We start from the raw sequence: 16017 nt of genomic DNA on the forward strand, positions 1-16017 counted from the left end.
GCATCATCGGAGATGGACGTCATCTGCTCCCGGGCATCACCCAGATTGCTGACCGCTGGCTGCATCTCCAGAACCTGGCCCTGTGCTTTCGTCTGGCCATCAGCGCTGATGAACATCCCTTTCTGTGCCCGGATGGCTCCCCAGCTGTCCGTTCTGAGCTCAAAACCCTCACCGCGCTGCTGTTTCTCGCTGTCGACCAGATGCCCGAGGTTCAGCTGGCTCTTGCCGCCGTACTCCGTGCTGACCTTGATATGCTCTTTCCCGCGCTCATCATCCAGGCGGATTTTGTTATTCGCCGGGGTGCGCAGGACGTTACGTTTGTAGTTGCGGATGGTGACGTGGTCGCCGTGCGCCGAGTCGTGCAGCACGCCGGCAATGTACGGCCGGTCCGGGTTACCGTCCTCAAAACCAATCGCCACTTCGGTTCCCGCCAGCAGCGGCAGGTGCAGGCCGTAGGTATCTCCTGCGTACGGGCGGGACTGGCGCACCCACAGGCTTTCGAATCCGGTTTCCCAGTTATCCCGGTCAAACAGCATGTTGACGCGGTAGCGCCCGTCCTTATCGATATGCCCGTAGGTGTCATTTTCGGTGGTACTGGTGATGCGTGCCGGTAAGGTGCCGGCCATCACCGGGCGCGAGCCAGGCTCCGGGCGGAAGCTGAAATCCGGGCTGTCCGGGATACCGTCAAACCTGACGCCGAAGTCCTTATCACGCCGCGCATGGCTGTGCATTGCCGTGACGACCACCCCCTGCGCAAACACGTCCGCCACTTCATACCCGCCGGTGACTTTCAGCCGCATCCCCGGAGAGAGCGTCGGACAGCTGGTGACGGCCCGGGTCTGCGTCTGGCCATTCAGGTAGCACTCATGACGGATGCGGGCATAAAACGCCCCGGACTCCGGCGCCGGGTTGCGGTCGTGGGAATTCCCCGCGGTCAGGTAGTTATCCGCCCAGTGATAGGCATCACCATACGTGGTGGCATCCCCGCGGGTCGCATCCACCAGGGTATTCATGTCCTCCGTGGCCTGACGGTAGTTGTAGTCCCGGGTGCTGACCTGCTTCTGCACCACGTTATGGTGGCTCTCCATCTCCCACACCGAGTCCACACCCTTCGAGTGCTGCCCTGACGGCGGCACCGACGGCAGCGTCAGACCGTTCTCATACCCCTGCTGGCTGTCGTAAAACTCCACCACGTCGATGTTCAGCCGTGTGTCGGTGGTAAAGCGGAACCAGATACCGACCTCGCCCAGCAGGCGGGTGATAAAGTGCAGGTCGTTCTCACCGTACTGCATCACCTGCTCGCGGCGCGGGTACTCTTTTGACAGCGAGAACAGAAAATCCTGGCCGCGCATGCCGTGGCGCTCGCGCAGGATTTTTTCCACGATTTGCGGGACAGCCATGTCCTGATAAATGGCGTTCTGGTGCGAACGGTCAAGCAGCGCCAGGCGTGGCTGGAGGGTCAGGGCGTAATGCGTTTCGTCTTTTGACGTGCCCAGGCGCTCAAAACCGGTCACCACCCCCTGAATCACCCGCACCGGCTGCTGGACTTTGATGCCGTAACCCTGGTCAACCGGGGCCTGCAGCGTCAGCGAGCCGGGCTTCATCAGCATCATCTCCCTGCTGATGGCGTGGTTACCGCTGGTGAACTCAATACGGTAGCTGAAAGGCGTGCTCAGGGCTTCATCACCTTCAAACGCCAGCACATCGGACTCTGCGTCACAGCCCTTCACCGAAAGCAGGTGGTGGTTATGACTGAATCTTAACGGAGGATTGTTGCTCATTGTATTCCTTCACATCGGCAGAGAAATTATGTTCTGAAAGACCAGACATGCATTAAGTGAGTTAGTCACCGACTGATCTTTTAGCGCTCATGAAGAAAGATCATGACTCTTTAAAATTGTTTAATATACAAGGTAAGATCTTATTATTAGTTTATTTCTGAACATTAATCTCATATTTTTTTTGAAAATACTGCCCAGCACTAGCAACAACCCCCCTAATATTGATGGTTACAATTCCTTGTAACTTAGGCTTTCCTTCTATAGTAAAATTATCATATATATGTTTGGTGTAATATTTTTTTCAGCGAACACCAGTTTCAGTCCAGAATCTGATGGATGAATTTCATAACTTAAATCAACAACCGGTCCTGTACCTCCAGAGATGGTGATTGGGACATAATACTCCTGACCTATATATCCATCTGGCAACTTGTTGGGTTCAAATCTAAGGTGATTGCTACACCCAGTCAAAAACAAAGAAATTACAAAAGCTGTTAGACAATGATTCATTTTTGATTATGGTATTTTTTTAAATACCATTCCCCCAAAAGTATGGCTTAGAAATTCACCTAATGTTAATGATACTAGAAGAGAATTATCTTTAACTTCATCCCAAGAAAAAAGCTTCAGTTCAATTAAAACATCACTAATCGATCGAGCTGGTCTTGAATTTATTTAATCTCTAATGAATAGGTTTTATCAATTCTACTAGTTTTCGTGTACATAGAGCCATAAGTATAGCCAGATATAGAAACCTTCACCTCACCTGATTTTAATGGCACCCCAGTAATAATAATATGATTGTATATAGGCAATCCATCTTTTCTTTTATTTGTAGTTACTACATACAATCCTATATCAGAGGGATAGATATTTACGCTTGCATTTTTATCAGTCAGAAATGCTGGATTATCCTCTAGACCAGCTCCGATAGTAATCTCTTGTTTATAAATCACACCGACTTTTCCATTCGGCAAGGAATCTCCAGGTGGATTATAATCAACATGAGATGAAGAGCATGATGCACTCAATAAAATAATGGAACATATAACCATTTTATAAAGCATATATTATTTAATTGGTCTAAAAACCAACCCTCCAAATGTATGTTTTATAAAAGAATCCAAACTAATGTTATTCTTCAGTTGACTTCCAACAGTCCCCCACGAGAATAGATTTAAATCCACAACATCTTCACTGGAGGTGCGTTCAGATATAACTACTCCATTACTGCACTTCACTTGTTCAGTCCAAACTATCCAATGATTCTTTGATGAGCTATCACCAGGAAAATCCGATAGCATGCCAGCAGAGATTAAGCTTACAACTTTATATCCTTTGCCAATAAAGTTATTCATATTTATAATATCTTTTAGATTTGAATGCGAGAGACTTATATTGTCGAATATTTTCTCATATCCTGCTTTCTCAAACCATTCACTCAATTTCCCCCACATAGTTATTCCTGCGACCTGATCATTCACTTCATCATAACTCATTAGTGAATTTTCAGAATCCCTCAAGCTAGCCAATGTAATCCAGTCCAGGCCTGATACTGTCTCTCTACCGTAATCATCATAAAAACAACCTTTGGGATGCCTACATCCGTCTCCTGGCAAGATCTCCAATGCGCTTATTTTTGTTTTCCCATGCAACCAAAGTTCAATAGCTGCTTGTTTATAAACATCCGGCCTATCCATCTGCAGACAATAAAAAAATGATGCAGGTCCGCACAAGCTAGTCCCCCCTTGATTAGGATAACTGACATAATTCATTCTTGATGCAATCTGGCTCTCGATCTTTTTTCTATCGAATGGATCATCAGCACTACCGATAGGATGTTCTTTTGCTATAAATGCTCTTTCCAGACAAGTTATCTGTACGCTATGGATATTGTCATCTTCGTTATCATTAACCGGCTTTGTCTGCGCTTTAGTCTCAAAATAGCAGACGTTTTCGCGTTTATTTTTAGAGTACGCTTGCCCTGATGCCATTTCACCAAGTGTGTACATTTTTTTCGCAGGCGATGAAAGCACAGAAACCAACTTACCGCCGTGCTTGCGATACAAGTTCATTTCCATAATGTAGATTACAGACAGATCATCCTCAGTTTCATTCGTTTCATGGGACTGAGTTTGATAATTTGGGGTTACTGGTTGTTGCGCCACTGACAGTAGCATATGTTTTTTATTATTGGCATCAGTTCTATACACATTGAGATCATAAAAAAGGTCGACTGCTGAAACATTCGATTCAATTTTTGTATAAATATTATACTTAGGCATTAATAGCCTCCGGCATCATATGTAGCAGAACATCCTGAGTCTGTGCAGACGTAAACAACTTCGTATACCCCTCACCATCACTAACACCCTCTATTACTGAACCATCAGCCAGAAATGCCTTGTATGGGGTATTAAGCATCGGTACTCCATTATCATCTACACACAAATAACGAATATTATGGCTGCCATCATCTATAGCATTGGCTAAAGGTGAAATATCAGGCTTATGCTGCGCTCTCGTCTGTCTCGCGTAATGCCCTGCTCTTGTCCTGAAATCTCCCATAGTGGCTGATTCAATAGCATTGACATCCAGAGTTATGTAACTCCCCCCACCGTTTACCGTCAGCTTCTTCTTCGCGATGATTTTGATTTCATCTTCCGTGCTGACGATGCTGATTTCTTTTCGTGCCAGCAATGCCATCAGATCGTTCTGGGCCTGTACCTGCACCGGCCCCTGGTTCGCGATGAGCTTGATCCCCAGCTTACGAACAAACACGCTCAGGGCATTGCCCACCCCGATGAACAGATTTTTCACCACGCTGACGTCTGCATTTTTTCCGGCAGTGGCTATCAGGTTCTGCCCGGCAGATACCTGCAGATGCTGTCCGCTGGTCAGTGCCATTCCATCCGGCGCGCTGAGCAGCAGCACTGATTTTTTGAGATCCGTCAGTTGCTGTTCCAGCAGCTTGATTTGCGCCTGGAGATCGGCCGGGTTTGCGGTCGCCTTCTGCGCATCATCGGAGATGGACGTCATCTGCTCCCGGGCATCACCCAGATTGCTGACCGCTGGCTGCATCTCCAGAACCTGGCCCTGTGCTTTCGTCTGGCCATCAGCGCTGATGAACATCCCTTTCTGTGCCCGGATGGCTCCCCAGCTGTCCGTTCTGAGCTCAAACCCCTCACCGCGCTGCTGTTTCTCGCTGTCGACCAGGTGGCCGAGGTTCAGCTGGCTCTTCCCGCCGTACTCCGTGCTGACCTTGATATGCTCTTTTCCGCGCTCGTCATCGAGGCGGATTTTGTTGTTCGCCGGGGTACGCAGGACGTTACGTTTGTAGTTGCGGATGGTAACGTGGTCGCCGTGCGCCGAGTCGTGCAGCACGCCGGCAATGTACGGCCGGTCCGGGTTACCGTCCTCAAAGCCAATCGCCACCTCGGTGCCCGCCAGCAGCGGCAGGTGCAGGCCGTAGGTGTCGCCGGCGTACGGGCGCGACTGGCGTACCCACAGGCTCTCGAACCCGGTTTCCCAGTTATCACGGTCAAACAGCATGTTGACGCGGTAACGACCGTCTTTATCGATATGCCCGTAGGTGTCATTTTCGGTGGTGCTGGTGACGCGGGCCGGTAAGGTGCCAGCCATCACCGGGCGTGAGCCAGGTTCCGGGCGGAAACCAAAATCGGTGCTGTCCGGGATGCCGTCAAAACCAACCGCAAAGTCCTTATCACGGCGGGCATACGTATGCATCGCCGTGATGACCACGCCCTGCGCAAACACGTCGGCCACTTCATACCCGCCGGTGACTTTCAGTACCTGACCCGGCGAGAGGGTCGGACAGCTGGTGATGCCCTGCGCCCGGGTCTGACCATTCAGGTAGCGTTCGTGACGAAGGCGGGCATAAAACGCCCCGGACTCCGGGGCCGGGTTGCGGTCATAGGTGCTGCCCGGCGTCAGGTAGTTATCCGCCCAGTGATAGGCATCACCGTACGTGGTGACATCCCCGCGGGTCGCATCCACCAGGGTGTTCATGTCCTGCGTGGCCTGACGGTAGTTGTAGTCCCGGGTGCTGACCTGCTTCTGCACCACGTTGTGATGGCTCTCCATCCCCCACACCGAATCCACGCCATGCGAGTGCTGGCCTGACGGCGGTACCGACGGCAGCGTCAGACCTTTTTCATACCCCTGCTGGCTGTCGTAAAACTCCACCACGTCAATGTTGAGGCGCGTGTCGGTGGTGAAGCGAAACCAGATGCCGACCTCACCCAGCAGGCGGGTGATAAAGTGCAGGTCGTCCTCACCGTACTGCATCACCTGTTCACGGCGCGGGTATTCTTTTGACAGCGAGAACAGAAAATCCTGACCGCGCATACCGTGGCGCTCGCGCAGGATTTTTTCCACGATTTGCGGAACCGACATGTCCTGGTAAATGGCGTTCTGGTGCGAGCGGTCGAGCAGTGCCAGACGTGGCCGGAGCGTCAGGGCGTAGCGGGTTTCATCTTTTGACGTGCTGAGGCGTTCAAAACCGGTCACCACGGCCTGAATGGTGCGCACGGCCTGCTGCACTTTAATGCCGTAACCCTGGTCTACCGGGGCCTGCAGCGTCAGCGAACCGGGCTTCATCAGCATCGCCTCTCTGGCGATAGCGTGGTCACTGCTGGTGAATTCAATACGGTAACGGAACGGCGTGCTCAGGGCTTCATCGCCTTCAAACGCCAGCACGTCGAGCGCGGACTCACATCCTTTCACCGCCAGCAGGTGGTGGTTATGGCTGTATCTTAATGGTGGATTATTACTCATGCGTCCACTCCCTGTTTCACATCAAATTCCAGCCCGATCCCCTCTTCCTCACTCCAGCTAAAGCGTAATGACTGTGGTTTCAGTTTTGCGGCCATGTGGGTCAACAGTTGCTGACTGAGCACCGGCAGAATTTGCTGATTGAGCAGGCTGTCGACGTTGCGCGCGCCGGTGTCCGGCAGCAGGCAGGCGGCGGTCAGCGCGTCATACAGGCTCTCATCAATATGCGTGGTCAGGCCGTAGTGTCGATGCAGGCGCTTGCTAACCTGTAACAGCTTCATTTCCACGATGGTACGCATGGCTGCTTCCGCCAGAGGACGATAAATCACGGTCTGGAAGCGGGCCAGCAGCGCCGGCTGGAAGTGATCGCGCAGTATCGGACGCAGCAGCTCGTGAAGATCGCCTTCGCTAGCCTCCGGCTGTTCGTCGAGCAGTTGGAGCAGGTGGTCGCTGCCAAGATTAGAGGTCATCAGAATGACGGTGTTGCGGAAGTCGATTTCACGCCCTTCACCGTCGCGCATAAAGCCGCGGTCAAACACCTGATAGAACAGATTCAAGACGTCGCGGTGAGCTTTCTCCACTTCATCCAGCAGCACCACGCTGTACGGACGCTTGCGTACCGCTTCGGTAAGAATACCGCCCTGACCGTAACCCACGTAACCCGGAGGGGAGCCCTTCAGCTGGGAAACCGTATGCGGCTCCTGGTATTCGGAGAGGTTAATCGTAATGAGTGACTTTTCACCGCCGTACATGACATCGGCCAGCGCAAGCGCGGTTTCGGTTTTCCCCACCCCGCTCGGTCCCACCAGCAGAAACACGCCCTGCGGACCATTCTCGGAGGTGAGCCCCGTTTTTGCCGCACGCAGACGCTGGGCGATGGCCTCGAGCGCCACATCCTGCCCGACCACACGTTTACCCATTTCATTTTCGAGGGTCAGCAGTTCGGTCTGCTCATCTTTCATCAGCGATGACAGCGGAACGCCTGTCCAGTCAGCAATCACGTTGGCAACGGTGCGTACATCAACATCCAGAGAGAGCAGCGGATTGCTGTGCTGCATGCCGTTCAGTTCCTGCTGCAGCGCGTGCGTCTCGCTTTGACGGGAGATGTCCTGGCGGCTTTCCAGCAGTTGTTCGGTGAGCTTCAGTTCCTGCCCGTACTGCGTTTCAAGCTCGTCGAGAGCAACGATAAGAGCGTTCTCTTCCTGCTCAATGACGGTCAGGCGTTCACCATGGCTCTGATTGCCGACAGCAATATCTTCCAGCAGCGCCTGCTTCTCCATTTCAAGAGAGGTAATCTGCGAGCGAATGCAGGTCAGCTGTTCCGGCACCGTGTCGAGGCTCATCCGGACGCGCGCTGCGGCGGTGTCGAGCAGATCAACCGCTTTGTCCGGCAACTGGCGGCCCGTCAGATAGCGGCGGGAAAGCGTAACAGCAGCGCGCACAGCATCGTCGGTAATGTGCACGTTATGGTGCTCGGCGTAACGGGATTTCAAACCACGGAGCATCAGACAGGCGGTGTCGTCGTCAGGCTCATCGACTTTTACCATCTGGAAACGACGCTCCAGGGCCGCGTCGCGTTCGAAGTACTGCTTGTACTCGCTCCAGGTAGTGGCCGCAATGGTACGCAGTTCACCACGCGCCAGCGCCGGTTTCAGAAGGTTCGCTGCATCGGCGCCCCCCGCCTGGTTGCCCGCGCCGATGATGGTATGCGCTTCATCAATAAATAGCAGGACCGGGGACGGGGATTGCTGCACCGCATCGATGACGTTTTTCAGCCGCTGTTCGAACTCGCCTTTCACGCCTGCACCGGCCTGCAGCAGGCCCAGGTCAAGGGTACGCAGAGTGACCGTTTTCAGTGATTCAGGCACATTACCCTCGGCAATACGCAATGCCAGACCTTCAACCAGTGCGGTTTTCCCTACGCCCGGCTCGCCGACCAGGATCGGGTTGTTTTTGCGGCGACGGGAGAGGATATCCACCATCTGACGGATTTCTGTGTCACGGCCAAACACCGGATCGATCTTCCCTTCCTTCGCTTTGGCGGTGACATCGAGGGTGAATTTATCCAGCGTGTTCTGCAGCGCAGGGCTCAGTTCCCCTTCTTTCATTTCCACACCAGCCGGACGCCCGACAAACTCCACCTCACCACCGTGATTCTGTGCCAGCTCGGCTTCGCGCTGCATTTCCGGACGTTCATCCGATTGCGCATCCAGCAACGGTCGCAGGCGCTCCAGCTGGCTCTGAGCAAGCGTTAACAACGGCCAAAGGCCGTCACAACGTGCCAGTTTTGGTTTTTCCACCAGAGCCATCAGCAGATGGATGCTGCGAATGTGCTCTTCGCCATTGAGTGAGGCAAGTAGCCAGGCTTGCTGCATCAGAGTCTGGATGTCATCAGAGAGCTGGGGCCGATGGCGCACGGATCGAGGTTGTCTGTCGAGCCAGCCAAGTAAATCCTGCCAGATGCCATCCATATCCCATTCATAGCGACGCGCCAGCACCGTCAGGTCACCCTCCCCCTGCTCCAGCAGCTTCAGCAGCCAGTGCTCCGGCAGAATTTCGGCATGGGCACGGGTCTGACAAAGCGAAGCTGCGCCTTCCATCGCTCGGGCACAGTAAGGGTTCAGACGACGTAACAGGATGGCTGGATTTTCCATGAGATTCTCTCTTTGTCGGTTCCTGGACACGCTACCGCCCCTCGCTGTTCACCAAAGCGCATAAGGTCAGGCAGGCAGATTGTTTTTTCTTTGCTGAGTGCCCGCATATCAGGCACTCAGCAAAAAACTGCGGACAGGAAAACCTGCCCGCATCAGGATTACGCCGTGGCGCGTTCGTTCCAGGAATCGGAATGAATGATGTTGCCGTCTTTGTAGGTCCAGGTGATTTTTTCGTAACGCAGTTCAACGCGTTCAAGGTGGTTGTGCTTCTCTTTAGAAGGATCCTTGATGTCATACATTTCAGGATTCACCTTCACTACCTTCACGTTTTCCAGTTTGGTGTTGAAGTACTCCACTTCCTGGCCCGCGTCGTTGATTTTGTACCACTTGAACTCAGCGGATTTCAGGGTCTGACCGGTGGTCACCGCCTTGTACAGGTACGGGCTGGAGGAATCGATTTCCTTCGTGAACAGGAACGGCGTGTGGATGCGGGTGCCAGTCAGCTTGCCGGTGTTGTTGTCGGTCGGGATGTACAGGTTATGCTCCTGTGCAACCACTTCGATGCTGCCTTCACGATCCTGAACGTCAACAGACCCTTTGATGTCCGCGCCGCCGTCGTCCTTCAGCCAAAGATAAACAGGAATTGCCATGTTAATTACTCCGTTTTATTTTCTGAGACGCCATCATCCTGCGATGGCGCCGGGTGTTTGCCGGGTATCTGACAGGCATTCGCCTGCGGTACCAGACTGATTTCGACACGGCGGTTGAGCGCACGCCCTTCCAGGGTGTCGTTGGTTGCGACAGGACGGCTTTCGCCATAGCCCTGCACCGCAAAACAGCTTTCGGGCACGTCGCCCGTGTCCCGCATCCAGTTGCGTACCGCTTCGGCGCGTTTCAGAGACAGCGTCTGGTTAAGTTGCGGATTGCCGGTGTTATCGGTATGCCCAGACACGACAATCAGCCAGCCCGGTTTCGCTTTGATGCCAACCAGTGAATTCACCAGCATCCTGGTGGAACCCGCTTTCAGCACGGACTTGCCGGAATCGAACAGCGACATGCTGTCGAGCCTCACTATTTTCGGTACTGGTTTTGGGGTTGGCTGCGGTTTAGGAGGCGGCGGCATATACGAGCGGATCGCTTCCAGTAGGGGTATCCGTAGACGTTCCCCCTGATAAAGCCCGAGGCCCAGCCGGATCGGTACACCGTTACGTGCATAGTCATCCAGCAGCGCCGCATTCTCACGAAGGGCCGCAACGGCGCTAGCCTTCGGGCCGTAGTCATCCATGGAGAGACTGTCGTAACGGGCTATATCGAAGCTCACGCGATGCAGCAACTGGCGATTGTTCCAGCCACTGCTCAGCAGCGCGGCGATGGCCGCCAGGGTGAAAAGACCAAGGGCACAGCGCCAGGTGCGGGCGCGGGGAGTAAGTCCACTTCCTTCCGGTAGCAGCGGCAGGATGAAATCCGGGAAGGGTGATATCACCGTGCTGTCCGTCCCTACCGGTTGCCAGCCGGCTACCTGCTGCATGGCAGTATGACGCGATAACCATGCTGTCCAGGCAGAGGACGCAAGGCTTCCGGCAAGAATCGGTCCCATTCCCCACAGCAGCGCTGCAGGTGCAATGACCGGAACATCAGGATTCTCATCGATGAATACCGCCTGGACATGCTGATGGAACCAGCTCATCAGGCTGTTCATCAGCACCTGCTGCTGCATCACAGGCGCACCGCCAGTGGTGACCCACGCGGCGATCGAACAAGGCGCATTCGACTCACGCCAGACAGTCCACCCTTCACCCGGAATAGCGGCCTGCCAGAGCATGTCATCCGTCATCGCGCTGCCAATCTGACCATTCAGAATGAGTGGCACAGACTGTCCCGTTTCTTTACGCAACTGGCTGATTTGCCAGCGCAGAGCCAGCAGACGACTTGTCAGGGCTTCGCTGTCGACATGTTTCTGCGGGCAGACACTGACCATCACCGACAGCTGACGCCCCCAGTCCGGGCGCTGCCACAGAATCTGACGGGCAACCTGCTCCAGATCCTGATGGTCCTCAACGCGGATCCAGCATCCCTGCGTGACGATCAGTACTGGTGACTGCTGCGGCCAGGTCAAAGGCATATCGCCACAAACCAGCACCACAGGTTGACGGTAAGTAGTTTCAGGAAGGTCATCCAGACGCAGGTTGACGTCATGCTCCGCACGAGGTCTGGCGATATACCAGAACGCGACGATAACCCCGATCATCGCCAGCAGAACGAGCACTGAAGCCAGCCGGGTTAACGGCAGAAAAGCCAGACAGACCACAGCACTCAGCAGGGCAGCCCACAGCGCAAGCCCGCGCTGTTGTACAGGACTCATTTTACGACTCCCGGCAACAGGGTCAGCAGCATATGATCGAGCCAGCGATCCAGTCCCCACCAGAGTGCGGCAAGAACAATCACGCTCAGGCCGATACGCGCGGGCCATGACGCCAGCCAGCCTCCCGCTCCCCGTCCGCTGCGGCTCTCTGCCAGAACGGGATGGGTCTGCGGGTAGCTGAACGGTGTAACGCGCTCATTGAGGGCGCTGACCAGCTTCTGGCGTTCCGGATCGTTTAGCGCACGAAAGTTTCCCAGGAATCCGAGCATCATTACCCTCTGGAAGCAGGTCACGACTGCGTGGTCTGGAGCCGGTTCACGCAGCACATCGCGCATCCGATCGCACAGCGTGTCGCCGGCATCCATGGTACCGAGGAAGTGCCCCTGCAGGGGAATGTCATACCACTGCACACAGGCGTCATCTTCCACACCGCGACCTTTGACCGCTTCATCCAGCAGCGCACACTGTGCTGTGAGGATATGCTTACAGCTGGCTTCATCGAGTTCGCTCGCTTTCAGTTCATGCTGAACGCGTTCAACTTCAGCGATACAGCGTTCCCACAAGAGCCGACCTTCGCCTTCCTGAAACTGCGGGCCATAGCGAAGGCTGATGACCTGAAGCCAGGTATCCTGCAGCAGTGCGTCAATATCAACAGACACGACAGCGCCGTGTTTACGTTCACTCATGTTCTCAATACCGCAAAGAGTTCAAGTTCAGGCTCGCCGAGCATGCCCGGGACGTAAAACATACATGTCCCACTCTGGAGCATTTCAGTCGCCAGAGGATGGGAGAGATCGAGACTGAAATACTGATTTTCCAGGCGCAGTGGAATGGCGGCTGGCACATGGCGCAGCGGCGTGAGCGGCACGCCCACGCGGGAAGAGTTGACGATCCCCCGCACATGGTCAGGGCTGCCCACCTTACACTGGCGCGGAAACTGCTCCTGCAGTTGCGCCACCGGAATCGGTGAGCGCACAGAAAGATAGTAATCAGCCCCCTCGCGCAGACGCGGGTCATGCAGGCGAGCCTGCCAGAAATGCAGCCGTGGGTCATAGTCGAGTGCCAGGGCCACCACGCGTGACGGCAGGCTGGCTTCAAGCAGATCGCCAAGCAAATCAAACAGCGGTGGAAATACCGCATTGAGTTGCTCGTGATGCCAGGCCGGTATGGCGCTCACCTGATGTTCCAGGGAAAAGGTCAGCAGGCTCCCCGCAAGGCGAGAAAGTTCCGGATACAGACGTTCCGGTGGGCTTTGAAGATTACGCTGGAACTGACCCAGCACGGGCTCGGCACTGTTCAGCGCGTTGAGCAGCCAGAACAGTGATACATCTGCCACGGCGAAATCAGCCATGCGCTCATTGCTTTCACGCCGCATTGCCATCAGACGGCACAGTCGCGCCCGCAGTTGTGTCAGTAGTTGTTCCAGTTGGGTAACCAGCCAACGGCTGCCCTGGAGGGTCAACAGCGGAGGAAGAAATGTTTCATCCAATAGCCATGTACCCTGCGAGTCTTGCTGCAGGCGGGTGACCGGACAAGTCAGATAATCGCTGTTGTTCTGATGGGCAAAACGCAGCGTCAGTTCAGGCTGCATCACGGCAATCTGACGAGTATCTTCCCCAAAGGTATTGCGTACATCCCGCCAGCGCTGACGATATCGCACCGGACGCTCGGCCACCTCATCGGGTTTCAGGCAGTTTCCGCCATTCGCCCGCAGTAGCGGAAGCGCCAGCACCACCGTCACCTCCTGCGATTCGCTTTCAAGCGACAGTACCGGAGGCAGCGAATCAGCATTGTCTGTATCAATCAGCGTACCGTCCTGAAAACGGACATGCAGATGACGGGCCTGAAGACGACCAAGCCTGAGCGCTTCCGGCTCGAAGGTAGCATTTATCACCCCCCACGGGCAGGAGAGGCCCAGCCGGGCAATACACTCGGCAGACCAGGCCGCATACGCGACCTGTTGCTGAAAATGCTGGGGAGCGACCATAATGCCCCTACCCCATAACGGTTGTTCCGTTTTCATCGGCTTCCTGCCTGTTATTACGATTTCGCTTTTGGCATCTGGGAAACCAGCGACAGGTTGACGTCCATCCCTTCCACCTGGAAGTGCGGAATCGCATACAGTTTCACGCGGAAGAAGCCCGGGTTATCTTCAATATCTTCCACCACCACTTTTGCATCACGCAGTGGATGAGATGCCTGAAGCTCGTCACCCGGATCGGTCATTTCGGTTACCAGAGTGCGGACCCAGGTGTTCAGCTCCAGCTCCAGCAGTCGGCGATCCTTGGTGGTACCGATGTTCTCGCGCTGAATCAGCTTCAGGTAGTGGGCGATACGCGACAGCAGGAAGATGTACGGCAGACGCGCGTTGATGCGGCTGTTGGCCGTTGCATCTGCGGTGTCATACAGAGCCGGTTTCTGGGCGGAGTTGGCTGAGAAGAAGCAGGCGTAGTCGCGGTTTTTGTAGTAGGACAACGGAATAAAGCCCAGATTCGCGAATTCGAATTCGCGCGTTTCAGGGATCATGACCTCAGACGGGATTTTTACCTGATTGCCGGTACCCAGGTCATACAGATGGATAGGCAGATCCTGAACCGCACCGCCGGCCTGCGGGCCACGGATCTGTACACACCAGCCATTATTGATAAAGCTACGCACCATGTTGGACGCGAAGGCAAACGACGCATTCGTCCACAGGTATTTGTCGTGATCCGGACCTTTGACTTCTTCGACATAGTTGAAGCTGCGAACCGGAACGGTATCCGGGCCATATGGCAGGCGTCCCAGTACGGGGGCATCACCAGACCGATGTAGCGAGCGTCGTCCGTATCGCGGAACGATTTCCACTTGATGTACTCTGCGCGATCAAAATAGTTGCCAATATCTTTAATCGCAGCGACGTCTTCCATTGACTCCTTGAGGAAGAATTTCGGGCCTGCTGAGCCGATAAACGGCATATGTGCAGCCGCAGATACTTTTGAGATGTTGCGCAGCAGAGCGACATCCTGCGCTGAAGCATCGAACTCATAAGCGGAAATCAGCGCCGCAATCGGCTCGCCGCCAGGGGTATCATATTCATCAATATAGGCGTGTTTATACAGGCCACTCTGGATGATTTCCGGGCTGTCTTCAAAGTCCTGGCGCAGCTCTTCTTTAGACATGCTCAGAAGCTCAATTTTCACGTTCTGGCGAAAATCCGTTTTATCAACCAGCGACTTCACGCCGCGCCACAGGCTCTCAACCGCCTGAAACTCTTCATGGTGCATAACGGCGTCGAGCTGGCGGCTTATCTGGTAATCGAGCTCAGCGATGTGATGATCGATCAGGCTTTTATCCAGTTTTTCGACTTTCGAGCCTGCCTTGGTCAGGCATTCCAGAAAGACCTGCATACCTGCTGTCAGACGCTCGTCAGCGGTCGCATCGGACATCGCCTGTGCATCTTGCCAGATGTCCAGCGCACTCAGCTCGGAGACAGGATTCAGATTGATTTTCTCAAACAGTGAGGCGTATACACCACCCACAGCAGGACGTTCCAGCACCACGCTTTCCCCGCCAGCAATATTATTTTGTACAGACATGAGCATTCCTTGATTAATCCGTTAAAACAGCATGATGGTTAAGGTTGTTTTGAAGCCAGTGCGGACAGTTCATTTCGCAACTCAGCACTAAGCGACTGGTCAACAACGATTTTTTCCAGCTCTTTTCGGAAAGTCTGGTTATCCAACAGGTTAGCTTTGAGATCGCGAAGCAAGTTGCGCATCGCCAGCATCGCCTTCAGCTGCGGAATTTGGGCAGCCACCTGCTCTGGCGTGAAATCTTTCATGCTCTGGAAAGTCAGCTGAATGTTGTCTTCACCACCATCGTCAGACAGTGTATTTTTTACGGCCAGGTTAACTTTTGGGGAATATTCGGAAAGAACGCTATCAAAATTATTTTTGGTGATGTTAATCTTTTCACGCTCAGAAATTGTCGCAGATTCCTGCCCGTTGCTGAAATCACCCGTAACAAGCAATTTCAAGGGTAATTCCATTTTCTTGCTTGCTCCGCCAGTATGCAGGTCAAGCTTCAGGTTAATACGTGCCTTAGGCACCTCGTTCTGAAAACTGTCAGCCATCTAATCATCCCTCTTTGTTTTGCTATGCCAACTTCACGGTATCGTTCTTGATGCGCAATAATAGAATAATGATCGGAACAAAATCAAATACACAGATCATTTATCCGATACAAGAATTTTCTTAAGAATTTTCCACTAAGACATTATCACAAATTGCTCAATCAACTCAGAAAAAGAAACTACTCTTTTCTCACAAATCGAATATTTGTATCGCCGAAGGGATTGCAGCCAGAGAGATATTAATAAAAACATCTTATTTTGATTTGCATCACGGCACTATGTCAAAAAACAAGAAAGAACTGCAATATTTTA

At 53.7% G+C, this 16017-nt stretch carries 10 protein-coding genes and 1 pseudogene; all 11 read right to left on the reverse strand.

Translation table 11 applies throughout. The annotated features are described in order from the left end of the window. Nucleotides 1-1781: type VI secretion system tip protein VgrG (gene vgrG / locus C6A40_RS10690; protein WP_114191280.1), on the reverse strand; the 1781-nt coding region annotated here is incomplete at its 3' end. A 671-nt stretch (nucleotides 1782-2452) separates the two neighbouring features. Continuing rightward, nucleotides 2453-2758, reverse strand: coding sequence for a hypothetical protein (locus tag C6A40_RS24920; RefSeq protein WP_129694129.1), 306 nt, complete (start codon nucleotides 2756-2758; stop codon nucleotides 2453-2455). A 93-nt stretch (nucleotides 2759-2851) separates the two neighbouring features. Continuing rightward, a complete protein-coding gene (locus tag C6A40_RS10695) occupies nucleotides 2852-4066 on the reverse strand; it encodes a hypothetical protein (RefSeq protein ID WP_058657739.1) in 1215 nt (404 codons plus the stop codon). Beyond that, a complete protein-coding gene (locus C6A40_RS10700) occupies nucleotides 4059-6578 on the reverse strand; it encodes a type VI secretion system Vgr family protein (protein WP_045334235.1) in 2520 nt (839 codons plus the stop codon). Before C6A40_RS10700 ends, C6A40_RS10695 begins: the two co-directional genes overlap by 8 nt. After that, a complete protein-coding gene (gene tssH / locus C6A40_RS10705; protein WP_045334233.1) occupies nucleotides 6575-9229 on the reverse strand; it encodes a type VI secretion system ATPase TssH in 2655 nt (884 codons plus the stop codon). Before tssH ends, C6A40_RS10700 begins: the two co-directional genes overlap by 4 nt. Nucleotides 9230-9387: 158 nt before the next feature. Beyond that, entirely contained in the window at nucleotides 9388-9879 is a 492-nt protein-coding gene (gene hcp / locus C6A40_RS10710) for a type VI secretion system effector Hcp (protein WP_023325816.1), read from the reverse strand. Nucleotides 9880-9884: 5 nt separating this feature from the next. Continuing rightward, a complete protein-coding gene (locus tag C6A40_RS10715) occupies nucleotides 9885-11591 on the reverse strand; it encodes an OmpA family protein (RefSeq protein ID WP_045334231.1) in 1707 nt (568 codons plus the stop codon). Beyond that, the gene (tssL, locus tag C6A40_RS10720; protein WP_045334230.1) at nucleotides 11588-12277 is read right to left on the reverse strand and encodes a type VI secretion system protein TssL, short form; all 690 of its coding nucleotides are present in this window, start codon (nucleotides 12275-12277) and stop codon (nucleotides 11588-11590) included. Before tssL ends, C6A40_RS10715 begins: the two co-directional genes overlap by 4 nt. Further along, complete coding sequence (gene tssK, locus C6A40_RS10725) at nucleotides 12274-13614, reverse strand: type VI secretion system baseplate subunit TssK (RefSeq protein ID WP_025912766.1); 1341 nt, start codon at nucleotides 13612-13614, stop codon at nucleotides 12274-12276. The genes tssL and tssK overlap by 4 nt, the downstream gene beginning before the upstream one ends. A 17-nt stretch (nucleotides 13615-13631) precedes the next feature. Next, nucleotides 13632-15175, reverse strand: a pseudogene (tssC, locus tag C6A40_RS10730) (type VI secretion system contractile sheath large subunit). A gap of 32 nt (nucleotides 15176-15207) precedes the next feature. Continuing rightward, entirely contained in the window at nucleotides 15208-15705 is a 498-nt protein-coding gene (gene tssB / locus C6A40_RS10735) for a type VI secretion system contractile sheath small subunit (RefSeq protein ID WP_008501580.1), read from the reverse strand. Between the last annotated feature and the right edge of the window lie 312 nt (nucleotides 15706-16017).

Source organism: Enterobacter sp. GER_MD16_1505_Eko_090, assembly GCF_003331015.1.
Taxonomy (GTDB): Bacteria; Pseudomonadota; Gammaproteobacteria; order Enterobacterales; family Enterobacteriaceae; genus Enterobacter; species Enterobacter roggenkampii.